Origin of the sequence: Commensalibacter papalotli (ex Botero et al. 2024) (assembly GCF_947179115.1) — a bacterium.
Lineage (GTDB): Bacteria > Pseudomonadota > Alphaproteobacteria > Acetobacterales > Acetobacteraceae > Commensalibacter > Commensalibacter papalotli.
Genome location: NZ_CAMXCI010000001.1, coordinates 1,070,103 through 1,094,551, shown reverse-complemented (window position 1 = coordinate 1,094,551; position 24,449 = coordinate 1,070,103). Strand labels below are relative to the sequence as shown.

General features: G+C 37.9%; 19 protein-coding genes. 14 read left to right on the top strand and 5 right to left on the bottom strand.

What is annotated here, in order from left to right:
• Positions 1-32: 32 nt before the first annotated feature.
• On the bottom strand, positions 33-1,505 hold the full coding sequence (locus QMN76_RS04950) for a hypothetical protein (protein WP_282023621.1): 1,473 nt from the start codon (positions 1,503-1,505) through the stop codon (positions 33-35).
• Between the two features lie 47 nt (positions 1,506-1,552).
• Positions 1,553-2,170: a hypothetical protein gene (locus tag QMN76_RS04945; RefSeq protein WP_034335702.1), complete on the bottom strand. Its 618-nt coding sequence runs from the start codon at positions 2,168-2,170 to the stop codon at positions 1,553-1,555.
• A 188-nt stretch (positions 2,171-2,358) separates the two neighbouring features.
• On the opposite strand from QMN76_RS04945, the gene ispH reads away from it, so the two are divergent.
• The 3 genes from ispH to rnhA are packed head-to-tail and all read left to right on the top strand — an operon-like array spanning position 2,359 to position 4,775.
• A complete protein-coding gene (gene ispH / locus QMN76_RS04940) occupies positions 2,359-3,342 on the top strand; it encodes a 4-hydroxy-3-methylbut-2-enyl diphosphate reductase (RefSeq protein ID WP_051461743.1) in 984 nt (327 codons plus the stop codon).
• A 22-nt stretch (positions 3,343-3,364) separates the two neighbouring features.
• Positions 3,365-4,324, top strand: a complete 960-nt coding sequence (locus tag QMN76_RS04935; RefSeq protein WP_282023622.1) for a homoserine kinase — start codon at positions 3,365-3,367, stop codon at positions 4,322-4,324.
• Positions 4,314-4,775: a ribonuclease HI gene (rnhA, locus tag QMN76_RS04930; RefSeq protein WP_282023623.1), complete on the top strand. Its 462-nt coding sequence runs from the start codon at positions 4,314-4,316 to the stop codon at positions 4,773-4,775. Before QMN76_RS04935 ends, rnhA begins: the two co-directional genes overlap by 11 nt.
• A gap of 231 nt (positions 4,776-5,006) precedes the next feature.
• On the opposite strand, the gene QMN76_RS04925 is transcribed toward rnhA, so the two are convergent.
• A complete protein-coding gene (locus QMN76_RS04925; protein ID WP_282023624.1) occupies positions 5,007-5,423 on the bottom strand; it encodes a hypothetical protein in 417 nt (138 codons plus the stop codon).
• A 270-nt stretch (positions 5,424-5,693) separates the two neighbouring features.
• On the opposite strand from QMN76_RS04925, the gene QMN76_RS04920 reads away from it, so the two are divergent.
• Genes QMN76_RS04920 through QMN76_RS04910 form a run of 3 tightly spaced genes read left to right on the top strand, consistent with a single transcriptional unit; the run spans position 5,694 to position 8,467 of the window.
• Positions 5,694-6,533, top strand: a complete 840-nt coding sequence (locus tag QMN76_RS04920; RefSeq protein WP_034335711.1) for an EcsC family protein — start codon at positions 5,694-5,696, stop codon at positions 6,531-6,533.
• Positions 6,534-6,536: 3 nt separating this feature from the next.
• Complete coding sequence (gene aat, locus QMN76_RS04915; RefSeq protein ID WP_034335714.1) at positions 6,537-7,199, top strand: leucyl/phenylalanyl-tRNA--protein transferase; 663 nt, start codon at positions 6,537-6,539, stop codon at positions 7,197-7,199.
• A gap of 44 nt (positions 7,200-7,243) precedes the next feature.
• Positions 7,244-8,467 (top strand): DUF4412 domain-containing protein, encoded by a 1,224-nt coding sequence (locus tag QMN76_RS04910; RefSeq protein ID WP_282023625.1) that lies wholly within the window; start codon positions 7,244-7,246, stop codon positions 8,465-8,467.
• Between the two features lie 13 nt (positions 8,468-8,480).
• Here QMN76_RS04910 and bcp read toward each other — a convergent pair whose 3' ends face one another.
• Together bcp and QMN76_RS04900 are read right to left on the bottom strand one after the other, a co-directional pair.
• A complete protein-coding gene (bcp, locus tag QMN76_RS04905; RefSeq protein WP_034335717.1) occupies positions 8,481-8,957 on the bottom strand; it encodes a thioredoxin-dependent thiol peroxidase in 477 nt (158 codons plus the stop codon).
• Positions 8,958-9,002: 45 nt separating this feature from the next.
• The gene (locus QMN76_RS04900) at positions 9,003-12,014 is read right to left on the bottom strand and encodes a bifunctional [glutamine synthetase] adenylyltransferase/[glutamine synthetase]-adenylyl-L-tyrosine phosphorylase (RefSeq protein ID WP_282023626.1); all 3,012 of its coding nucleotides are present in this window, start codon (positions 12,012-12,014) and stop codon (positions 9,003-9,005) included.
• A 50-nt stretch (positions 12,015-12,064) separates the two neighbouring features.
• Here QMN76_RS04900 and QMN76_RS04895 point away from each other — a divergent pair, with 50 nt between their 5' ends.
• The 8 genes from QMN76_RS04895 (at position 12,065) to rplL (ending at position 24,247) form a co-directional block, all read left to right on the top strand.
• Positions 12,065-15,397, top strand: a complete 3,333-nt coding sequence (locus QMN76_RS04895; RefSeq protein ID WP_282023627.1) for an AsmA-like C-terminal region-containing protein — start codon at positions 12,065-12,067, stop codon at positions 15,395-15,397.
• Between the two features lie 346 nt (positions 15,398-15,743).
• Positions 15,744-18,893 (top strand): efflux RND transporter permease subunit, encoded by a 3,150-nt coding sequence (locus QMN76_RS04890; RefSeq protein WP_282023628.1) that lies wholly within the window; start codon positions 15,744-15,746, stop codon positions 18,891-18,893.
• Entirely contained in the window at positions 18,893-20,143 is a 1,251-nt protein-coding gene (locus QMN76_RS04885; protein ID WP_282023629.1) for an efflux RND transporter periplasmic adaptor subunit, read from the top strand. Before QMN76_RS04890 ends, QMN76_RS04885 begins: the two co-directional genes overlap by 1 nt.
• Positions 20,143-21,654: an efflux transporter outer membrane subunit gene (locus tag QMN76_RS04880; RefSeq protein ID WP_282023630.1), complete on the top strand. Its 1,512-nt coding sequence runs from the start codon at positions 20,143-20,145 to the stop codon at positions 21,652-21,654. The genes QMN76_RS04885 and QMN76_RS04880 overlap by 1 nt, the downstream gene beginning before the upstream one ends.
• Before the next feature lie 204 nt (positions 21,655-21,858).
• Positions 21,859-22,293: a 50S ribosomal protein L11 gene (gene rplK / locus QMN76_RS04875; RefSeq protein WP_034335732.1), complete on the top strand. Its 435-nt coding sequence runs from the start codon at positions 21,859-21,861 to the stop codon at positions 22,291-22,293.
• 3 nt (positions 22,294-22,296) lie between these two features.
• Positions 22,297-22,992: a 50S ribosomal protein L1 gene (gene rplA / locus QMN76_RS04870; RefSeq protein ID WP_034335735.1), complete on the top strand. Its 696-nt coding sequence runs from the start codon at positions 22,297-22,299 to the stop codon at positions 22,990-22,992.
• A gap of 275 nt (positions 22,993-23,267) precedes the next feature.
• Positions 23,268-23,786 (top strand): 50S ribosomal protein L10, encoded by a 519-nt coding sequence (gene rplJ, locus QMN76_RS04865; RefSeq protein ID WP_034335737.1) that lies wholly within the window; start codon positions 23,268-23,270, stop codon positions 23,784-23,786.
• A 92-nt stretch (positions 23,787-23,878) separates the two neighbouring features.
• Positions 23,879-24,247, top strand: coding sequence for a 50S ribosomal protein L7/L12 (rplL, locus tag QMN76_RS04860; protein WP_034335740.1), 369 nt, complete (start codon positions 23,879-23,881; stop codon positions 24,245-24,247).
• Positions 24,248-24,449: the final 202 nt, after the last annotated feature.

Genomic DNA, 24,449 nt, shown 5'->3' with positions numbered 1-24,449 from the left:
TTTTTTAATGAGCCTAAATGACGATATTCAATTTAATAAGGTGACGCATTTTGTGTAATGTTAGATGTATTGATTATGATACATTGACCTACACATGGGTTATTTTTACTTAAAACCATATTCCATTCTATTTGGTAGTTTAATTTTTTTTCTTTTTTAATTGATGCAGCCATACCTCTTAAACTCCACTCTTCAATTAATTCATAATGCCCAAATTCATCATACCTACGTATTGTAGAAAAGTTGTTTTGATAAAGTGTAGAGGTATCAAACCTTACTAATCCTGCATAATTTTTAGGAATTTGGCTTGATATTTCTTGGGTTATCGCTTGATACTGTAATTGTTCTGATAAAATAAAACCTTTATACATATAGTTTTGTGTGTGAAGAGAAAAAATTATTAATATGCTAATAATAAGAATATTTCCAAATTTATATAAGCGTGTTTTTTCGATTATATTAATTAGTCCATAGAATAATATTGTAGTAATAATGAGGGCTATACCAATGCAGACGCGAGATGCAGCCCAATTTTCTTTAATTATTAAATTAGGAAATACAACTATAAAAATTGAAGCGCTGCTTATAAGGAGTTTAATTTTTCCATTTTGCTGTTTTGTAATAAAAAATAATCCTATAAGGAAAATTAAACTGCTCAATATAATGTAAGGCATATTAGAAGTTAAATGGTAATTGCTTATTGTGTTTTTTAGGACCTCATTAAAAAACCAGTATAATTTATTAATAAAACTATTTGCAATTTCTGTACGAGATAATGTTTTTCCATATAATATTTGAGGAATAATTTTTGCAGCGACAAAGCTAGCCACCATAGCCATTCCCAACATAATTATACTAATTATTATATTAGAATAGTTTATTTTACGGTTATCAAGACAGCTGGATAAAAACACAAAGAATATAAATGCCATTCCGACAGGCTGATATATTAAAAAAGAGCCAATTAATAAAATTAGCCCTATCGAAATTTTATACCATGACGTTGTTTGGTCAGTATTGAAAGTAGTTGTATAAGCAATCCCTGTTAATACCAAGGCAAAAGTATATGGAAAACAGGTGGCCCAAGCATTCAAAACTATAAAAGATGGCAAAATCGCAAGAAATAAAGGTGTAAAAAAAATAAAAAACTTAGAAGTTATTTGGGTTCTTTTGATAAGAAATATATGCAAAAAAATACAAAAGAAGAGTGTCCATATTACGGAGAAAAATCTTAACCAAGTAAAGCTTGCTATGGACGATAAGTATGGCTGTACAAAAACTCTTAAAAATGCATAGATAAAGCGGCCAGAGTAAATATCCCATTCAAAAAAATCATTCGTTTGGGTAATAGAGTTACCCATAGTAGCATAGTCATCAAAAAAAACATATTTTTGTAATAAAATAGGGGCATAAAAGATAAATATAAATGCTGTATATATTAAATAAATTTGATAGTTTTTATATATTAAGCTTTTACCCAATATATTTTTGGCTTTGTTTATCATAATTTTGCTTTGATTTTTAAAGAGATTATTTTTGTTTTTGTTGAGCTTTAATAAGTTTTATATTGCACAGGTCTAAAGTGATCTCGGTTATAAGCGAGTTGCTCTGGGGAAAGTTGAAAGCCTATAAAAAGTTCATATCCATCAGGTTGTCTATCTGGTGTTGCGGGTATCTTAAGTAATATCTTATCTGATTTTAGCGTAATTTGATCAATATTATCAGGGAATTGCGCAACAGCAACAAAGTGTTTTTTGTCTACAATGTTACCATTTTTAATTGTTGTGATAAAATAGGGTATTTGATAACGACGTTCTTGTGCAGCTGGCCCCCGAGCAACCTGAATAACAATGCTCATCGTTGTATCAATTTTGTCAGTGTAAGCTTTGTGTTTTCTTTTCTTTTCTTTGTTGCTTCCATTGTCAGGATCATCAATACAATTTCCATCGATTCCTAAAATATTAGCTTTGGTTACTAAATGAGCTAAATCATCTTTATTGTTAGAAAAAGTATAATAATCCGAGGCAGAGGATAAAACGGTTACTTTGGGGCATGCAGGAGGAAAGTCATAGCTATCTTTAGCTGCACAACCCCAAAGGAAAAAGCTGGCTCCTAAGGGGAATAATATAGATTTTAAAGTCGATTGATGAAGAAACTTCGAAGGAATCATATTTTTTCTGCCATAATAATTTATTTAACATCACTTTGGGTTCATACCATAAAGCAAATTATACAAATGTGGAATATATTCTATATTTAAAAATTCTATTACGAAATGGTCTCTTGCTTACCGACCAAACTATAAATATATATTATAAATATACAGTATATAGATTTTATCATTTATTTGGGAATGTTATGCCTAGTCAAAATTCAGAATCTTTTATGAAAGAGTCTCGTGCGTTAAAAGTCTTGTTGGCTGGACCACGTGGCTTTTGCGCTGGTGTAGACCGTGCTATTCGTGTGGTTGAAGAAGCCCTGCGCAGGTATGGCGCTCCTGTTTATGTTCGTCATGAAATTGTTCATAATCGAACCGTTGTTGAGAATTTAGAAAAAAAAGGTGCGATCTTTGTAGAGGAATTGGATGAGGTTCCTCAAGATGCACATGTTGTATTTTCTGCACATGGCGTTCCAAAAACGGTACCACTTGAGGCAGTACGTCGCAACTTACTTTATCTTGATGCTACATGTCCTTTGGTTTCCAAAGTTCATAGAGAAGCAGAACGTCACTTTGCGGATGGTGGTGCAAACTCTCGTCATATTTTAATGATTGGGCATGCAGGTCACCCTGAAGTGGTTGGAACCATGGGGCAGCTACCCTCTGGTGCGGTAACATTGATTAAAGATGCAGATGAAGCCAGAACCGTGCAGCCTGAAAATCCAGATCGTTTGGCTTTTATTACGCAGACCACACTTTCTGTTGATGATACCGCGGAGATTGTAGCCATTCTTCGTCAGCGTTTTCCTCAGATTGAGGGCCCTAAACGCGAAGATATTTGTTATGCAACCACGAATCGTCAAGAAGCTGTAAAAAGAATAGCGCCTGAATGTGATCTAGTATTGGTGATTGGGTCTCCTAACTCTTCTAATTCTCAGCGTTTACGCGAAGTTGCAGAACGCTCTGGTGCACCTAGAGCTCTTTTAATTCCTAAACTAGAAAATTTAGAGTGGAATGCCTTGGAAGGTGTTAGTGTATTGGGGATTACTGCTGGTGCTTCTGCACCAGAGACATTGGTTCAAGAAATTATTGAAGCCTTGTCTGAAAGATTTAGCCTTGATATTGAAGAACGTATCGTTAAAGAAGAACATGTTACGTTTAGTTTGCCAGCACCTCTAGGATAATTAGGAATTATAGGGCTTATTCATGGCCGTTTATACACAAGTCTCGGAACAGGAAGTCTCGCAATGTTTACAAAATTACGAGATAGGTGATCTTGTAACGCTCAAGGGCATAGCCCAAGGTGTTGAGAACAGTAATTTTTTGTTGGAAACAACAACGGGTAAATATATTTTAACTCTATATGAAAAACGTATCAAAGAAGATGAGCTTCCTTGGTATTTAGAATATATGAAACACTTGGTACAATGTGGTGTTTCATGCCCTTTGCCTGTTGTAGATAAGCGTGGTGTCGCACTGACAATTCTGGCCAGACGACCAGCTGCAATCGTAACTTTTTTAGAAGGCAAAGAGGCACCACAAATTACTGAAAAACATTGTTTTTTGTTAGGGCAAGCGATTGCACATCTACATCAAGCAGGAGCAGGTTTCACCCAATTTCGGAAAAATAATGTTGGCCCAGATTCTTGGCAGGAATTATTGAATAAATCAATTGGATATGACCAAGAGGAATTGGTGCAAGAGATACAGCCTGTTTTACAGGAAATATTATCTCAATGGCCTACGGATAAAGATAATTTACCGATTGGGCAAATCCACGCAGATATATTTCCAGATAATGTTTTTTTTACTGCCCCTGATCAGCTAAGTGGTTTTATTGATTTTTATTTTGCTTGCACTGATTTCTTGGCTTACGACCTTGCTATTGCGATTAATGCTTGGTGCTTTAAAGATAATGGTGAGTGTTTAACAGATTTATCGGCAGCAGTTATAAAAGGTTATGAGACTATCCGTCCTTTAACTTCGGATGAAAAGCGGCTTTTTCCGATATTGAATATGGGTGCAGCAATGCGTTTTTTACTAACGCGGTTACATGATTGGATACATACACCAGCTGAAGCCTTGGTAACCCCTAAAGATCCCAAGCCATATTTATATCGACTTCGATATCATCAAACATTAATAGCGCTTTCTGATGGAACATGATCCAGCTTTAATTCTTGTTGATATTTGGACAGATGGTGGATGTAGTCCCAATCCTGGTGCAGGAGGTTGGGGTGTGCTTTTGCGTTGTCGTGGTAAAGAACGAGAATTAATGGGGGGAGAGCCAGAGACGACCAATAATCGCATGGAGTTAACCGCGGCGGCTGTGGCATTGGAAACATTAACACGTTCTTGCTTGGTAAATTTGTATACCGATAGTGAATATGTTCGTAAGGGGATTACTGAATGGCTGGCGGGTTGGAAACGTAATGGTTGGAAGACTGCTGCGAAAAAACCTGTCGCAAATGCTGATTTATGGCAACGTTTGGAAAAAGCGGCACAAAGACATCAAATAGAGTGGCATTGGGTCAAAGGACATTCTGGGCATGTTGAAAATGAACGTGTAGATCAATTGGCAACTGAAGGTCGTCATCAATTAGCTTTGAATAAATGATTTTATTTTATGATAAGCTTAAGTATAAAATAATTGCAATTATAATTTCATATAATTGACTTGATAAATCATGGGACACATACTCACTTTTTTAAAGTTATAAGGTATGTGAATATGCAGCTATTGGTTGTGTGTGATCATAATCATGCACAACCAATAATGATGTTATCATAAAAAGGATTTAATAAATCGTTTATGTAATATTATTTAATCGTGCCGTTAGTTTATATATTAATACCCATTACCAACACTTTGTTGAAGAATAGCATCCCTGTTTCCACCAGGTTGTCCAGCATAAGTATCGTAAGATGCCGCTGCATTATAAGGAGGGGATACAGGTGCATTGAAATAGGCACGAATACCTGTTCCTGGAATATTTATTGATGGACCATTATAAGGGCGGTTAGGGGACTGGCTTGGGGTTGACCCAGGCATACCAGGACCTTTTTGTGAGGTGACACTGTCTGATTGTGTTGCTGCCATAGAGCTGGTATAGTCTTGAACGGGTTGATATTCAGACATGCCTGCACCAGGAGTTGGGCGAGCACTGGATTGAGCATAGGTATTGCTTGTTAATCCAGCACTTCCGATAAGAATAGAAAAAGAAAAAAGTGCTTGAGTAATTGTTTTTTTTGTAAAGTTGATCATTTTAATAAATCCTTTTCTTTTAATTATATTACAAATAAATCTTTTTAGTTGGCAATCAATAATAAAAAGTAGAATAGATGAGATTTTTAAAAAAAATGGTTTTTATGCCATATGTCTTAGGGTAAAACAGACTGAAAAGGAATAAGTTTTAATTGATGGATGAAAACCTAAATCATTCAGATCATGGACTTAAGAATATGATAGTGTGATGATTATGAAATCATAGATTGATTTAAAGAGATTGATACTAATAAAGAAAAGGTTCTGTAAATGACCATACAAGATCATACGAGTTTAACGCCACTTTCTTTGAATGATCAAGAAATTGCTCAATTGACAAATGCACTTGATAAACTTGAATCTGGCCGAGGGGTATTACTACGTCTGGCTGACATTATGGGTGGGGCCGTTGGGCATGCTGTAAAACTGGGTGGGCGTAGTCTAGGGATTTCTGCTAATTTTCAGCAAAAAATTCAAAATCTTGCTAATAGTGCGGTGCAACGTGCATTTGATGTTGCCGTTGTTGGTATGGATAAAGGAAATAATCGGCCTGTTAAATCTTTACAATATAAAAAGATAAGAAATACAGCAGTTCAAGCGGTAGTAGTGACTTCTGGTGCGGTAGGTGGGTTTACTGGGCTTGTGGGAATGCTACCTGATATTAGTTTTACCACATTGGCATTAATGCGTGAAATTGCTGCTATTGCTCAGGAGGAGGGTGAGGATCTGTCCACTGAAGAAGCAAAGAGAGCTTGTTTAGAAGTGTTTGCATTACGTTCTTTTGGCAATGCTGGGCGTGGTAATGAAGAGAATGAGTTGGGATTCTTTTCTGCTCGATTAATGTTACGTGGTCGTCCAATGGTAATGTTGATGGCAGATATTTCTTACCAATATGGCCTTAGCCTTTCGCAAAAATTAAGTTTACAAATGATGCCCGTAGTCAGTGCTTTATGTGGTGCATCTTTAAATGCAGCATTCTTGGCTCATTATCGTGCGTTGGCTAGAGTGCATTTTGTTGCGCGACGTTTAGAGCGCGAACATGGACCGTTGGCCAAAGAGACGATTGAATATATTCGTAAGCAACGTTTTAACGAATACGCAGCCTCCTAGGAGATGTCGATACCTACTGAAGAAATTACGGCTGATATTGTCTTAGACGCTTATAGAATAGGCGTTTTTCCTATGGCTGATGATAAGGATGATCCGCGGTTATTTTGGTATCATCCTGAGGAAAGGGGAATTTTACCTTTAGATGGTTTTCATTTACCCAGACGATTGGCCAAAACCGTATTGTCTGATCAATATGAAGTCAAAGTTGATACTGATTTTCTAGCAGTGATTGATGCTTGTGCCCAAATAACGCCCAAAAGAGATCAAACTTGGATTAATCAACCTATACGTTCTTTATATTTTGAGCTTTTTCAGCAAGGTCACTCTCATAGTGTTGAAGTATGGGATCAAGATCAGTTGGTTGGCGGGTTATATGGGGTGGCTATTGGTCAGGCTTTTTTTGGAGAAAGTATGTTTTCCAAAAGGCGTGATACTTCAAAGATTGCCTTGGTGCATCTAGTGGCACGTTTAAGATTAGGTCATTTTGAACTGCTGGATACACAATTTATGACTGCTCATCTTGCACAATTTGGAGGGATAGAGATAAATGAGGTTGAATATAAGAAACAATTAGATCACGTTATCGATAAACCAGCACAATGGTTAGATAATCAGTGGAAAGTGGATATTTTTCAGGAAATTAAGGCGATGCGTGCGTCGACATAATTGTAAAATACAGTTAATTTTTTAATAGAGTTAAAGGAAAAAAAATGTCGTCTCTTTTTAAAAAGAGTTATCAGTTGCCTTTTTATAAAGGGGCGATGTGTGGAATTGGTTCTTTATTACTGGTTCCTATGGCTTTGGCTCAGGATAACAATTCTGAAAAACCTTTATTTATGCCTAAGCGTGACGCTACGGTTATTTATGCAATTAAACCAGAAAATTCGTCTTTGTTGCAAAGCAGGAAGATTATTTTTTCTGGTGATGGTAATACCATGCGTGTGGATGGTCCTGATAATTTAGGGACTGTAATTGTTGATGCGGCCAAAAAGACTGCAACAGTTATTGCAAATAAATCTAGAATTTATACCGTTGTTGCGAGCAAATCAGGACAAGCAGGATTGTTTTTAGATCCAAGCATGACTTTTCAAAAGAAAGGCACAGAGCGTATTGCTGGGATCATATGTCGTGACTGGAAAGTCAAAGGACCCAAAGGATCTGCCATAGTTTGTATTACCGAAGATGGTGTTTTATTAAAACAAGAAGGGACGGATGCTGATGGTGTGGAAGGTAAAACGGTTGCGCTTTCTGTTGATTATAGCAAGTTACCAGCGTCGACGTTTCAAATTCCGCCAGGATATCAACCTGTAAAGCTTCCTGAGCATAAAGGGGATAGCCCTGTTTTAATTAATCCCAATAGCACTGCTCAGCCTTTAATTCCGATGAAAGCTCAACCTGGTGAAGGACAAGGGGAAAAGGTTGAGGCTGATCAAAATCCTTTTATAACCCCTCAACGTGATGTGGATGTTGTCTATGCGATTGCTGGTGCGATGCCTGGATTACCACCATTTCATCAAAGAATGCGTTGGTCTGTTGGTGAATGGAAACAACGTATCGATTCTCAAGGAGTGGATACTTACATGATTACGGATTATAAAAACCAACAATTGGTTGTGCTTAATCCAGAACTCAAGAAAAAAACCACAATGCCTTCACCAGGAGATTCTATTTTGGCACCAAGCCAAAGGCCAACTGGGGACTATATGAAAGTAGGAGAGGCAACCATTGCAGGGCAACATTGTAATGAGTGGCAAATAGTGGATAGCGAAGGCAATCCAAATGATATTTGTTATACAGATGATGGTGTTATGTTGCGTGTGGTCAGAAATAACATTCCATTAGTTATGGCATTAAAAGTGGTTTATGCCCCACAAGATACAAAATTATTTCAGGTGCCCTCTAATTTAACAGAATTGGCACCTGCACATCCATAGGTTAAATTGTTAATTATTGGCCAAGTTGTTTGATTGTTTTTAAAACATCTTCAACATGGCCTGTAATTTTAACTTTGGGCCATATTTTTAAAATGGTACCTTGTTCATCGATTAAAAATGTTGCGCGTTCTATACCCATGTATTTACGGCCATACATTGATTTTTCCACCCATACACCATAAGCATAAGTGACACTGCCCTCTTCATCAGAGGCTAGGGGAAACGTTAAATTATATTTATCAGCAAATGCTTTGAGCTTTGTAACAGGATCTCTTGAAACACCAATGACTGGTATATTGATCTTTGCTAAAGTAGATAAATTTTCTTCAAAAGCACATGCTTCTTTGGTACAACCAGAAGTATCTGCCTTTGGGTAAAAATAAAGAATATATTTTCGTCCTTTTAGTTCAGCAGAAGAAATAGGTTTGCCCAATTGAGTTTGCATTTCGAAACTGGGTGCTGCATCGCCTTCGTTTAAATTGGCCATCATCGATCCTTATTTTATAAATTAACAAAATTAGTATAGCATAACATTTTATGACACAGCGCCAATATATTTAATGAATATAGTTCGAACTTTTGCTCCAATAAGTTTTGCTTTATCTTCTATTTGTTTAATAGCATCAATATCTTGGGTTGGTGTTTTTAATAAATCTCTAGACATGATTTCTATAATGGTTGGGGTCAGTTCTGTTCTTAGGTCTTGGGGTGGGAGCTTGCCAAAAAATATTCTTAGAAGGCTTTGCATATTTCTCCAAAAACGATCAGCTTGAATAAGGATTTTAGCATCTTTATGCTCTAAATATCCATGCTTTTCCAAACGTCTAAGTGCAATACGTGTGCAGGTATGATAAATTTCTGGATTATGTGCGATTAATTGCAAAGCCTGAGCAATAAATTCAACCTCCATTAACCCACCAGTTAAATGCTTTACATCCCATTGACTGCAAGGAGGGGCGTCTCTAAGTAGTCGAGCGCGCATATCGGCGGTATCTTTGAGTATTTGTGCATCACTGGTATTATGTGGGGCATTTAAGAGTGCATGTTGAATTGTTTCAGTGATATGTTTTTGTAACTTTAATGGTCCACCAATAATCCTTGCTCTGGTTAGTGCCATACGTTCCCATGTCCAAGCTTCTTCTTTGTGATAACGTTTAAAAGAAGTTAGCGAAACAGCAACGGGACCTTTGCTTCCAGAAGGGCGTAAACGCATATCAACCTCATATAAAGACCCTGCTGATCCAGCGCTGGTAATGGCAGAGATAAAGCTTTGGGTGAGGCGAATGTAATAATTATTTGTGGTAAGAGAGCGCTGCGTTGAATGAAGATGTGCATGTGAAGATAAAGGAAAGTGGCTTTCATAGATTTCAGGCGGATGATCAAAAATCAACATCAAATCTAAATCAGATCCAGAAGTCATTTCCCAAGATCCTGCTTTACCTAGAACGATAACGCAAATACCACCACCTGGTATGTAACCATATTTTTTTTGATGCTCTTTGGTGACTTTATCTAACAAGGATTTAATAATGATATTAGCCATAGAGGTGCGTAGAATTTGAGTTCGATCAAGGCTAAGTTGATTATCTAAATACGCTATGGATAATCTAAATTCCTCGCTATGTACCAATCCATGTAAAGCAGGGATGGCATCCATATAATATTCTGTGTTTTTAAGATAATCTTTTACAGTTTTACGTAGGTTAAAGCGACTTTTTGCTAAATTAACCTCTAATAAAGCATCAATTGCAGCAGGGTTGCTGGCCAAATGCTCGGCAATAAAATGTGACGTGCCAATGGCTGCGGATAGTCGTTTAATCAATGCAGGATTACGCTCAAACAACGACAAAAGCTGAATGCCAGCTCTGTGCCTTGCCAGTAAAGTATCAAACCGTTGTAAAACTAATAGCGGATTGCGTTGTCCAGCAAACGCGTCCAATAATTTAGGCAAAACATTGGTTAAAATTGTTCTGGCTTTGGCTGTGCGTAAAGCTCTGGGGCCGCTGTCATTCCACGATTGTAAAATAGAGGCAGCTTCGTCTGGAAAGCCTTTTTGATTTAAATATTCCTTGAGCTCTTCTGTTGGCATATCCAGGACATATTGCTCATCATTTTCTGGGGCTGCAAATAACCCTTCAAAACTTTGCCTAACAAATTGCATTAATGGGAATAATTCATGGGCGAATTTCTCGGGCGTTTCATATCCCATAAAAATTGAAAACTGACAAAGCTCCTCTAGGCTATTGGGAAAAGAATGTGTTTGATAGTCATTTTGCATTTGCAAACGATGTTCAGTTTTGCGTAGCAAGCTATAAGCTTCTATCAGTTTTTCGGTTTGAGGAGCAGTTAAAAGGTCTTTTTCTGTTAGTTTGGTTAACCCACCAATTGTCGTTGAATCTTGAAGCTCTGGGAAACGTCCTGCCCAGACAAGTTGCATGGTTTGTGGACAAAACTCGATTTCTCTGATCCCTCCATGACCCAGCTTAATATTTTGTCCAACTAGCCATTGAAGAGCATTTTCATCGGAAAGATTAGGGGGGAGTTTAGATAAATTGAGTTTTCCTGTTTTTTTATGCTGATCAATACGTTTTTTCATCGCATGAATATCATCAATAACGGTAAAATCCAGATGTCTTCGCCAAATAAAGGGGCGAATAGCTTCTAAAAAAGTATAACCAGCCTCTATATCTCCTGCGATGGGTCTGGCTTTGCTCATCGCAGAGCGTTCCCAAGTTTGTCCCAAACTTTCATAATAGGTGATTGCTGCGGGTAGAGAAACTGCTAGGGGTGAAGATGAAGGGTCTGGGCGTAAACGTAAATCAGTGCGAAAAACATAGCCATTTTCATCTCGTTCCTCCATCAAAGCGACGAGTTGGCGGGTTAGTCTTACAAAAACCGTATTTAAGTCATCATTATCGGGATAAATATCGGGATCGTATAAAATAATCAGGTCAATATCAGAGGAATAGTTGAGTTCTTTTGCACCCAGTTTTCCCATTCCTAAGATAATAAAACCACAATTTTTCTCGGGTGTTGAAGGATGTGGTAAATTTATTTTTTTATTTTTATGTGCATGGAGTAAAAGATGGTTAAGAACAAGATTTAAAGTGACTTCTGCTAGATTGCTGAGAGTTAAGGTAATTTCTTGTAAAGACCATAAATTGCCAATGTCAGCCAACGCGCAGCCGAGGGCAATTTTTTGTTTGGTAATGCGTATGATTTTTGCAATAGCTTGACGAGATTCTTGTATTGAAAATTGATGTAAGGTATGAAATGTTGTTTTACATGCTTCATCGGGGCCATTCTGTAAAAGGAATTCGAAAAAATGAATATCTTTTAAAATTAAACTGGATAAATAAGGACTGTTGCCTCCAATTGCATGAATAAGATTTAGAATATATTTTTGCTGTATAAAAGTAGGGTCTTTTTCATATTGAACCCATAGCTTCATGAGGTCTTCTGCAAATATATTAGCAGATTGTTGGTCTGCTGGCTTAGGCCAGTTTTGATAAAACCATGGAGCCTCTGCGGAATGGGATATGGGCATATAAATGTTCCCTGTAATTTCTAAGCCATTGATGAGTAGTTAAATAAAGTATGCAATCAGATACCGAACAAAAACCACAAATAATAAAACAACAAAGTTATTTTATACGATGGCTGAAAAAGTTGCTATTCCTTATTCTTGGGGTGGTTGGTTTTTTCAGTTTTATGGTGATTGTTGGTGGGATTTATATTGCCTATAATCCAGTTAATATCACACCTCTTGTAAAACATTGGTTGCCATTACCGATTATTAAAGGGATCAATAAGAGCCATCCTGCTGGTATTCTTGATTTTGATAAACTCGTCTTAACGTGGCCTGTTGGTCAACAGGGTTTTTCTGCACCTTTGCAATTAGAGTTACAACAAGGAAAAATTTTAGATAACAAAGCGCAGATGCAAGGTTATGTGCAATATGCAAAAATAAAGCTGGCAGTATCTCCTTTATTTCATCGTGTTATAAAGCCGTTATCTCTAGAGGTTATTGGTGCTAGACTGCAATTAAGAAGAACAAAAGACTTGCAAATCAAGCTGGATATTGCTGATCAAAAAACAAGTTCGTCTAACTCTCGATTACATTTTGATTTTCATCATTTAGATCGAATAAATATTAAAAATAGTCATGTTCAATTAACTGATGAAATTGATAATAGAATTATACAGTTACAAAAAATAGATATGAATATCTTGCCTTTTTTTGTAAATAACACGCTTGGTATAGTTGGGCATGCGATGGCACAACTAGATATTAATGGCCATAGTATGAGTGTTAGTGCACAAAGTGGTGCTGATGAAAATATCGAAATTGCTCGTCAGCTATTGGATAATACGGGTGTATTAAATTGGCACATACAAATTAATGATTTTAATCCAGCAGATTTTTCGGGGATCAGTCCGTCTCTACATGCCTTAAAACAGATCGATTTGCCTATATCCGTTATGGCAGATATTAATTTAAAAATTGGTAAAAATCAGCATTCAATAGAGCCATATGAGGCTCAGTTTGCAATTCATATGGGCGAAGGTACTATTAACATCAAAGGACAGGAATTATATCCTTCATCGGTAACAGCGAATATTCATGCAAACTTTGCAATGGATGTGCAAAAACCTATTCATATTTCAATCGATGATCTAGCATTACAGTTGCGCTCTCCGACGGCTTTAACCCAACCGAAAAGTGGTCCATTATTCCACTTTAAAGGCTCTTTATTTGCGTCTAGCACAGATAAAACAAAAGACGTAAAAGTGAATTTTGTTGCAGACAGCCCAGAGCTGGATTTTGCGACCATCAAAAATTATTGGCCAGCGAGTATTGCCAAAGGTGCGCATGCTTGGGTGACAGAGAATATTACCACAGGAACAGTTAAAAATTTTAATATTGAAGTTGGATTAGCAAGTCAAAAGGGGTGGGAGCATTTAGATTTGGTACATCTTGGCGGAGGCATAGAGAAGGCCGATCAAGCTGAGATTCATTGGTTACGCCCAGCACCGCCTTTGAAAGATATGAGTGCTTCATTAAAATTTGTTGATCCAAGTCGTATTTATATTCAACTCAAAGACGGATATCAGGTCGTGTATCCACACAACAAGCCAACTGAACCCTATCACAAGCTTTATGTTCCCAAAGGGGATATGTGGATTACAGGGCTTGATAACCATCAAGAAACAGGAATTATTACTGCTGATATTCAAGGTAAATTACAAGACGTTATATCTCTCTTATATGAGCCCAGATTACGTTTATTATCCCGACATCCTTTACCTTTTAAACATCCTAGTGGAGACGTAAAAACAACGTTAAAAGTTGAACTTCCCTTAAAGAAAAAGGTTAAAATAGAGCAAATTGGTATTCATGGACATAATGAAATTCGCAATGCATATATAGATAATGTAGCTTTAGATAAAGATCTTAAAGATGCTTTTTTAACGATAGATGTTGATACAGAACATTTAGAGTTAACGGGGAAAGGTATTTTTTCAGTTTTTCCAGTATCATTGAAATATATGCAGAAATTTTCACATAAAAATGAGCAAACAATTACAGAAACCGCTCAAGCAAAGTTGGATATTACGCCAGAATATCTAAAACAAATGAAATTTGATACTTCTGGTGATTTTATGGGGAAGGCATTGCTTTTTGTAGGATATAAAAAACGTCATGATGGTAAATCAACGGTTAATTTAAAATTTGATTTATATAGTGCAGCTATTTTACTTCCTATATGGAAAAAAGAGATCGAACAACCTGCGCAAATGGTTGGCGAAATTGCTTTGGATCAGGGTAAACTGATGGCTATACGTAATGTTCATGCCGAGGGTAAAGACCTTTCATTAACTGCGAATATAGATGTAGTTAATCATATTCCTCAACAATTAAATATTACATCTTTTCATATTGGACGTTCCGTGGGACAGGCTGTTTTGAATGTGCCAGTGACCAAAGAGTCAATTAATAATCCACAAAAAGGGGATATTCGCCTTTCTGTAAAAGCGGATGCGTTAGATGCGGCTCCCTTTGTTGGGAAATATGTTGAAAAAGATAAAAAAATAAGTTCGAAAGCCAAATCAGAAGTAAAAGCCAAAGATCAATATCAATTACCAATTGCGGCGACGGGTCGGTACTCAGGACCTAGAGGGCGTAAATGGATTGTTAATTTACAAGCCCAAAAGATTTATTACCATAAAGATCAGTTCTTGAGCAGTGTTACGACATATATGGAGTATAACGGAGTGCGGTTAATGCGTTTATCTTATGGGATGCGTAAACCCTTTTTGTTGACAGCTTCATTAATTCCTAAAGGTAAAAATCGCTATTTTCACCTTGAGTCACAAGACTTTGGACGTATTTTACAAACGATTGGTGTTTCAACAGAGCTTAAGGGAGGGAAGGTTGTTTTTAAAGGACGATTTGATGATGCAAAACCTTCTGCACCTTTTGATGGCACGATAAATATAAAAAATGTTGTTTTGGAAAATGCACCACTGGCAATGCGAAGGTTAAGTGATGCTTCTATTTATGGGTTATTTAAAAGTAGAAAAAATAAAGAAATTATACTTGATACAATTAAAACCGATTTATTTTTGAATGATGGTGTTCTAACGGTCAAAGATGGATTGGTGCATAATTCAGAATTAGGGGCGACACTACAAGGTGAGATTAATCTTGATCAAGCCAAACTAGATTTAAATGGAACGATTGTACCTGCTTATGCCGTGAATAAGCTTTTTGGTATTATACCTGGTGTTGGCAAATGGTTTAGCCCTGAAAAGGGTGGTGGATTTATTGCTATTCCTTTTGACATTGACGGCAATTTCAAAGACCCTCAATTTGATATTCATCCATCTAGAATTTTAACTCCAGGGGCTTTGCGAGAATTATTTTGAATTAATGGTTAAGTTTAATGTTGAATTGCAAAGAGGTAAACAGATTAAAAGAGTCTAAAATTATAGTAAGTTATTGGATCTGCCTTAATGCTGCCTTAATCTACACTTAATAATTTTTGATCTATAGTGAGGAAATCCGGCCTTAATCAAGGTATATTTTCTTTATTATAATAAAAATTCAATAAATAAATATTATTATTTATTTTCATTCATAACTATCTTTGTCGTGGTAACTGATTATTTGCATAATATGATATATAGAGCTTATAAAATATTAGACAATAACGACTTCAGTTTGTGTAAAGATTATTGATTATCAAATTAAAAATATGGAGCATTTAGTTACGTGAATGCGATTGTTATTACGGCATTGAAACGCCCGTATACTTTTGTTGTTTTGGCAATTTTAATAGTGGTATTTGGTGTTCTTACTATATTTCGAACCCCTACGGATATTTTCCCAGATATTAAAATTCCCGTTGTGGCTGTTGTTTGGAACTATAATGGATTGATGCCCGAAGATATGTCTGGGCGTGTGGCCTATTATTACGAAAGAGCCCTGACATCGACGGTTGATAATATTGAACATATTGAAAGTAACTCTTTTTATGGTCGTGGAATTGTAAAAATATTCTTTCAGCCTGGTACGAATATTGCTGAAGCACAAACGCAAATTACTTCTGTTTCTCAGACTGTTTTAAAGCAAATGCCCAAGGGCATTACGCCGCCTTTAATTTTGAAATACAATGCTTCTTCTGTTCCTGTTTTAATGTTGAAAATTTCTTCTGAGACAATTACAGGATCTCAGCTTTATGATATGGCATCAAATCTTATTCGTCCTTCTTTGGTGTCGGTGGCAGGGGCAGCGTTGCCTTCCCCTTACGGAGGGACAGCAAATAATGTGCAGGTCTCTCTTAATCAAAAACGTTTGCTGGCTTACGGATTAACAGCGACAGATATTGGAAATGCTTTAAACCAACAAAATATTGTATTGCCTGCTGGGGATCAAAAAATTGGTGCCGTCGATTTTATGGTGCAAACCAATGCAACCCCAAGAGAGATCGAAGAGTTTAATAATATTCCGATTAAGCAAGTTGGTAATGCAACAGTTTATTTAAAAGATGTTGCTTGGGTCCATAGAGGGGGGGCTCCACAAACGAATTTGGTCTTGGTCAAAGGGCACAAAGCCATTTTAATGGTAGTGATGAAGACGGGGGATGTTTCAACGTTAAACGTCGTTTCTGACATTAAAAGGCTTTTACCCAAAGTTGAAAAAACACTGCCTCCTGGTGTGAAAATAGATATTATTTCTGATGCTTCTACTTTTGTAAAAGAGTCGGTAGAAGATGTTGTTCATGAGATGGTCATTGCTGCTTTATTAACCAGTATTGTGGTGATCTTATTCTTAGGTTCGTGGCGATCTACCTTGATTATTGCGACCTCAATTCCGTTGGCTATTTTAACATCCTTAATTGGGCTGGATCTTGCGGGACAAACAATTAACGTGATGACTTTGGGTGGCTTGGCATTAGCCGTAGGGATCTTGGTTGATGATGCCACGGTAATGATTGAAAATATTGATACGCATTTAGAGATGGGAAAAAATCTTTATGATGCGATTGTGGACGCTGCTAATCAAATTGTTATTCCAACCTTCGTCTCTACACTGTGTATTTGTGTTGTGTGGTTTCCATTATTTGAATTAACTGGGGTTGGGGGATGGTTGTTTATGCCTATGGCAGAAGCAATTATTTTTGCAATGTTAGCCTCGTTTATTTTATCCAGAACCTTGGTTCCAACGATGGCCTACTATCTCTTGCCAGGTCAAATTGCAGAGCATGAAAATCCCAATCGTAAAATTTCCAAATTTCAACAATTTTTAAATGGTTTTGATACTCAATTTGAAGAATTTAGAAAAAATTATAAAATTTTACTAGAACATTTGGTTTCTATTCGCAAAAGATTTATTGCTGGCTTTCTTGTGTTTTCTCTAGCTTCAATGGGGTTACTTTATTTTGTTGGAGAGAACTTTTTTCCTGAGATTAAATCTGCTGAATTAGACTTACATATGCGCGCACCATTAGGAACGCGTATTGAGGAAACAGGTAAGATCTCGTATTTGGTTAATGAAGAAATTGAAAGATTATTACCAGGACAAGTCAAGGGAATTGTTAATAATTGTGGTCTACCATTTAGCAGTTTAAATCAAGCCTTTATTCCTACTCCAACGATTGGCTCTCAAGATTGCGATTTAACCATTTCATTAAAGAATTCTGCTTCCCCAATTGCGGAGTATCGTAAAATTCTACGTAAAGGGTTACGTGACAAATTTCCAGGAACTGATTTTGCTTTTATGCCAGGGGATATGACCGCTAAAATTTTGAACTTTGGCTTGCCTGCACCGATTAATGTACAAATAGTTGGGCGTAAGCTTGCTGCTAATTATGAATATGCGAAATTAGTGGCTTCAAAATTAAAACGTATTCCTGGCATTGCTGACGTGCGTGTGCAACAAACAGTGACAACACCAACTTTAATGATAAATACACGCAGGACTTTCGCATTAAGTACGGGGTTAACTGAGGCCGACATTGCTAATAATGCTTTAGCAACCTTGTCTGGAAGTGGTCAAACAGCACCGACTTATTGGCTTGACCCAAAGACTGGGGTATCGCATTTGGTTAATATCCAAACCCCTCAATCTGAAATGCAAACAATGAATGATTTGGAAACTATTCCTGTGAACGGACCTGAAGGAGCCTCAGGAAAAACTAAAATGCAAATGTTGGGATCGTTAAGTCATATTTCTCAGACAGGAACAGGGGGCGAGGTTTCTCATTATAATATTATGCCTGTTTTTGAAATATACGCCAGTAATGATGGACGTGATCTTGGGGCAGTTTCTGCTGATGTTAAACAAGTGGTTCAAGAGTTAAACTCTCAGTTACCCAGGGGTTCTACCATTGCTATTCGAGGACAAGCAACAACAATGTATAATGCTTATTCTCAGTTAATTGGTGGGTTGGCGATGTCAATTTTGTTAGTTTATTTAATTATTGTTGTGAATTTTCAATCTTGGCTTGATCCGTTTGTGATTATCATGGCCTTACCTGGCGCATTGGCAGGCATCGCATGGAGTTTATTTATAACCCACAGCTCCATATCAGTTCCTGCATTAACTGGGGCAATTATGTGTATGGGAACTGCAACGGCTAATTCGATTTTAGTAGTCTCTTTTGCAAGAGAGCGTTTGGCGGTGCATGGGGACGCAGTGCTGGCGGCCGTCGAAGCTGGATATGGGCGAATCAGGCCCGTTTTAATGACAGCTTTGGCAATGATTATTGGAATGCTGCCTATGTCACTTAGCAATACCCAAAACGCACCATTGGGTAGAGCGGTGATGGGGGGATTAAGCGTTGCGACTATAGCAACTTTACTTTTCGTACCTTGTGTCTTTGCTCTTGTTTATTATCGCCAGAAAAAGGAAACTGTATAATGGCCGGTTTTTCAAAGAAAACAAAAACAGTTTTTGCGATAATTGCTATTGGTGCTGTGATTTATACAGGCTTAGAGATTATTCAACGCCAGCATCATGTGCATGAATTGACCAAAGAGTCCAAAGAGGCTTCAATACCTAGTGTGCAATATGTTACTCCACAAACAGGTCCGACGGTGCGTAATTTAACCCTGCCTGGGAATGTAACGGCTTGGTATCAAGCCCCTATTTATGCGCAGGTATCAGGATATGTGCAACAATGGCATAAAGATTTTGGCGCAGATGTAAAAGCTGGAGACATACTTGCAACCATTGATACTCCAGGCCTTGATGCCGAATATGCAGCAGCCAAAGCGAACCTTAAAGTTGCTCAGACTAAATACCAACTGGCCAAAGTTACCGCACAGCGGTGGAAAGCGCTTTCTGGAACAAAAGCTGTTTCACAACAAGAGGTTGATGTGCAGGCAGCTAATGCCAAGGTGCAAGATGCTTTGGTTGATGCGGCAGAACATGAAGTTGCACGTTATGCAGCTTTACAGGCCTTCAAAAGTATCCGAGCCCCTTTTAATGGTGTGGTAACTTCACGTCTGACGGATATTGGAGATTTTGTAAACGATAATGGTGATTTAAGTCGGCATGGCAAGGCCACCGAACTATTTACAGTTGCAGATATTCAACGTTTGCGCGTTTTTGTTGATGTGCCTCAAGATTATGCATCAATTTTGAAACCAGAGTTAAAGGCTGAACTCAGTGCTATTCAATATCCAGGAAAAATATTTAAAGCTAATTATTTAACATCTGCTCGTGCTTTCAATACGGCGACAAGAACAGTTACAACAGAGTTGACCGTTGATAATGCCTCCCATTTATTATGGCCAGGAACATTTGTGAATGTTCATTTTGTTGCCCCAGCTGATCCTAATATTCTTATTTTACCGCAACAAGCATTAATTTTTAGGGCTCAGGGAATGCAGGTTGCGGTGGTTGGCCCTGATAATCGCGTTAGAATGCATAATGTGCAATTAGGAAATAATTTGGGTAAATCGGTGCAAATTCTATCGGGGATTACCAAAACAGATCGCATTGTGAATAATCCCTCAGCAGGGTTAATGGATGGGCAATTGGTAAAGTTGGTTGACAGCACACCTGGGTATAATGATGATTTTCAGAATACTGAGCAACCGACATTAAAACATGAAAATGATTCTTTAAAGAAAAATGCCGTGCAGCCAGTTGAGGTGCAACAATAATGTTAATTCATGCCAAGGTGCAATTCACTCGATCTATTGTCGGTTTAATTTCTGGTTTATTCTTGTTAAGTGCTTGCGATTTAGCCCCAGAATATAAACAACCTAAATATGCTTTGCCTGATACGTGGCAGGGCACAGCACCTTTTCATGTTGCACAACCTGCTGATCGAATACCCAAAGGGGAATGGTGGACTGTATTAAATGACCCTATTTTAAATCAGTTAGAAGATCAGCTTAATAAGAGTAATCCAGATCTTAAAGCTGCAGCAGAAACGTTTATGCAAAGTAGAGCTTTGTTAAGTGAGGTTAAATCACAGTTATACCCTAATCTTAGCCTTGAAGCAGGGGGAGGAAAGTATAAACAGTCTCACAACCGTTTATTTCGAAGCGCTACCAGTAATGGTCCCATCACAGAGAATAATGCTCAATATCAAGCTTCTGCAATGTGGGAAGTGGATTTGTGGGGAAGAATTCGCAACCAGATAAAAATGCAACGTAGCTTGGCTCAAGTTAGTGCTGCTGATTATGAAGCCGCAAAGTTAAGTTTACAAGCAGAGTTAGCGCGCAATTATATGATTTTACGAGGCTATGATGCGCAAAATGAAGTTTTAAAAGATTCCATTAAATATTTTGAAGCAGCTGTCGATGTAACTCGTATGCGAGAAATGGGAGCAATTGCCGCAGGCATAGATGTGTCAAGGGCTGAAAATCAGTTGGAAATGACCAAGGCGCAACAAACTGATGTACAAGCTCAACGTGATATTACAGAGCATGCGATTGCAGTATTAGTTAATGAGTTTCCTATGGGATTTCATATTGCTCCTGTAAGATCAAACGATGTAATGCGAGTTCCTAATGTGCCTTTGGGGGTTCCGTCGGCTTTATTACAACGTCGCCCTGATATTGCCAGTGCCGAGCGTCAAATGGCAGCAGCTAATCGCGCGATTGGTGTGTCAAAAGCAGCTTTTTACCCTGATATTACCATTAATGCCTTAAGCGGTTTTGAGGATAGTGGTTTCGGGCTTGCAAATTTACCCAATAGTATGTGGTCAGCTGCAGTAAAAGCTACTTTACCATTATTCCAAGGAGGATTACGTAGAGCAACATTGCAAAGAAATTGGTCTCAATACCGTCAAACTAGAGACAATTATCGCTCTGTTGTACTAAATGGGTTTAAAGAAGTTGCAGATAATTTAACCCTTACTCAAAAAATGTTGCAAAAACAAAAAGAAAATAAAGCAGCATCTGAAGCCGCGTTGCGCACGCAGGGGATGGCGATGTCTTTATATACAGGTGGCCTTACGAATTATCTAGATGTTGTTACCGCACAGACTGCTGCATTAAGTGCTCAAATTGCTGAAGTGGAAAGTAAAACTAGATTAATGCAAGCATCTGTTGGTCTTATTACCGCTTTAGGTGGTGGATGGGATGCTCAAGAGCTGCCACACAAAAAATTGGAATCGATTGGTGTGTTTCAATATAGCGGTTTAGGATATAATCTGGATAAGTAGTAAAGATGTTGATGTGTTATTGTTTAGATTGTTAAGGTATTATTTGAGTATTTTAAAAATAAAATCTTGACAAAAATCTAAAAAAATAAGAAGAATGCAAGTTCTCATCGGAACGCGGGAGAGGAATTGCAAGGAGAAATTTGTTTTCCTTGTGGTTTTCGTGTGAACCGCGGTCTGGGTAGATTTTATTAAGGAGACCCGGATATGGCCAAAAAGATTGTTGGCTACATTAAGTTACAAATTCCTGCGGGGAAGGCGAATCCATCCCCACCAGTTGGTCCAGCGTTGGGTCAACGTGGTTTGAATATTATGCAATTCTGTAAAGAATTCAATGCTGCGACACAAAACCTAGAGCCAGGAATGCCAATTCCTGTTGTGATTACAGCATATGCAGATCGTACATTCAGCTTTATCACAAAAACACCACCTAATACTTATTTCTTGCTTAAAGCAGCTAAAGTATCAAAAGGCGCAGCTGTAATTGGTAAAGGTGCAACTGTTGGTACCGTTAAAATAAGCCAATTGCGTGAAATCGCTGCTGAAAAAATGAAAGACATGAATGCGAATGATGTCGATGGCGCAGTTCGTATGTTGGTTGGTTCAGCGCGTTCAATGGGCATTAAAGTAGAGGAGTCTTAAGACATGGCTAAAAATAAACGTCTTGCTGCGGCTCATGCTACTTTAGAACGCAATAAAGTATACACATTACAAGAAGCGATTGCTCTTGTTGTTGGTAATGCTAAAGCTAAATTTGATGAAACGATTGAAATTGCAATTAACTTGGGTGTAGATCCTCGTTATGCAGATCAAATGGTTCGTGGTTTAATGTCTCTTCCTCATGGTACTGGTAAAACATTACGCGTTGGTGTTTTTGCTCGTGGTGCGAAAGCTGAAGAAGCAAAAGCAGCTGGTGCTGATGTTGTTGGTGATGAAGATCTAGCAGAAAAAATCCAGGCTGGTGAAATTAATTTCGATCGTTGTATTGCAACACCAGATATGATGGCCCTCGTAGGTCGTTTGGGTAAGGTGCTTGGTCCGCGTGGTTTGATGCCAAACCCTAAATTGGGAACGGTGACCATGGATGTTAAAGGTGCAGTCACTGCAGCTAAGTCAGGTCAGGTAGAATATCGTGCTGAAAAAGGCGGTGTTGTGCATGCTGGTATTGGTAAAGCATCTTTTAGCTCAACAAATTTACTTGAAAATATCCGTGCATTTGTTGATGTTGTGCAAAAAGCTCGCCCAACAGGTGTAAAAGGCGCATATATGAAAAAGATTTATCTTTCTTCAACAATGGGCCCTGGAATTGAAATTGATATTGCTAGCGTTAACGCTGGTTAATATGATATAGAGTTATCATTACCTTGTAAAATACAAGGTAATGAATATATAGAGTAAAGAAATTTACTCTGAACCTGTCCAAGACCGTACGTGACTGAAGTTTTAAAAGTTTTATTACTGCGAACGGGAGGCGGGACTAGTATATTTTAGATTTTTTAATCTGTTTATATGCTGGTGTTACCGTTTTAGGACAGGCGAACCGGATTGTAATTTAAAATACAATCTAAATGGCAACCTGAAAAGTCACTATTGACTGATCAAAATGGAGACGGGATTTGGACCGCACGGAAAAACGAGCGTTTGTTGCTTCCATGGCATCTGTTTTCGCAAATACGTCAATGCTTGTTATTACTCGTAACAAAGGATTGAATGTTGCTGCTGTTACAGATTTGCGTCGTCGTATGCGCGCTGCTGATGCAACTTACAAAGTTGGAAAAAACCGCTTGGTCACCCTCGCCGCTAAAGGTACCCCATTCGAAGGTATTACCCCATTGTTAACTGGCCCTATTGCCCTTGCTTGGGCACAAGATCCAGTTGCAGTTGCGAAAGTAGCCGTCGAGTTCGCCAAAACCAATGATAAACTTGAAATTCTTGGTGGTAATTTAGATGGGCAAATGCTTGATGTAAATCAAGTTAAAGCTCTGGCTGAACTACCCTCATTGGATGTCTTGCGTGCACAGCTGGTTGGACTTATCTCTACACCTGCTACACGTATTGCTGGTGTTGTTCAAGCTCCTGCTGGACAATTGGCACGGGTTATTGGCGCTTATGCGGACAAAGGTGAAGCGGCTTAGGATTGACTAAGCTTTTTTATTTTTATTGATTTGCTAAATGTTTAGTAAATTTGTATTAAGACACTTAATAGTATATAAATAGGATAGATATCATGGCTGATTTAGCTAAAATTGTTGACGAATTATCTGCATTAACCGTTTTGGAAGCTGCTGAGCTTTCTAAAATGTTAGAAGAAAAATGGGGCGTTTCTGCTGCTGCTCCAGTTGCTGTTGCTGCTGCTGCTGCTCCTGCTGCTGCTGCTGAAGAAAAAACAGAATTTGATGTAATTCTTGCTAAATCTGGTGACAAAAAAATTAACGTCATTAAAGAGGTTCGCGCAATTACAGGTCTTGGTTTGAAAGAAGCTAAAGATTTAGTTGAAGGCGCACCAAAAACCCTTAAAGAGGGTGTAAATAAAGATGAAGCTGAAAAAATTAAGAAGACCCTTGAAGAACAAGGTGCTACTGTCGAATTTAAATAATGCTATGAATCAGACGTTTATAGGGACTTCTCTATATCGTTGGATTTAAGATTATGGTAGGGCGGAACCCAGGCTTTGGGGATCCGCCTGCTTGGTCGTTAAAGAGAAAGATTCTTTAACGGCTTGGATAAAGTATGATTCCCTAATGGTTTAGGGGTAGGCGTAACTCTGTTGGTTAAGAGTTATATTTAGTTATCATTAG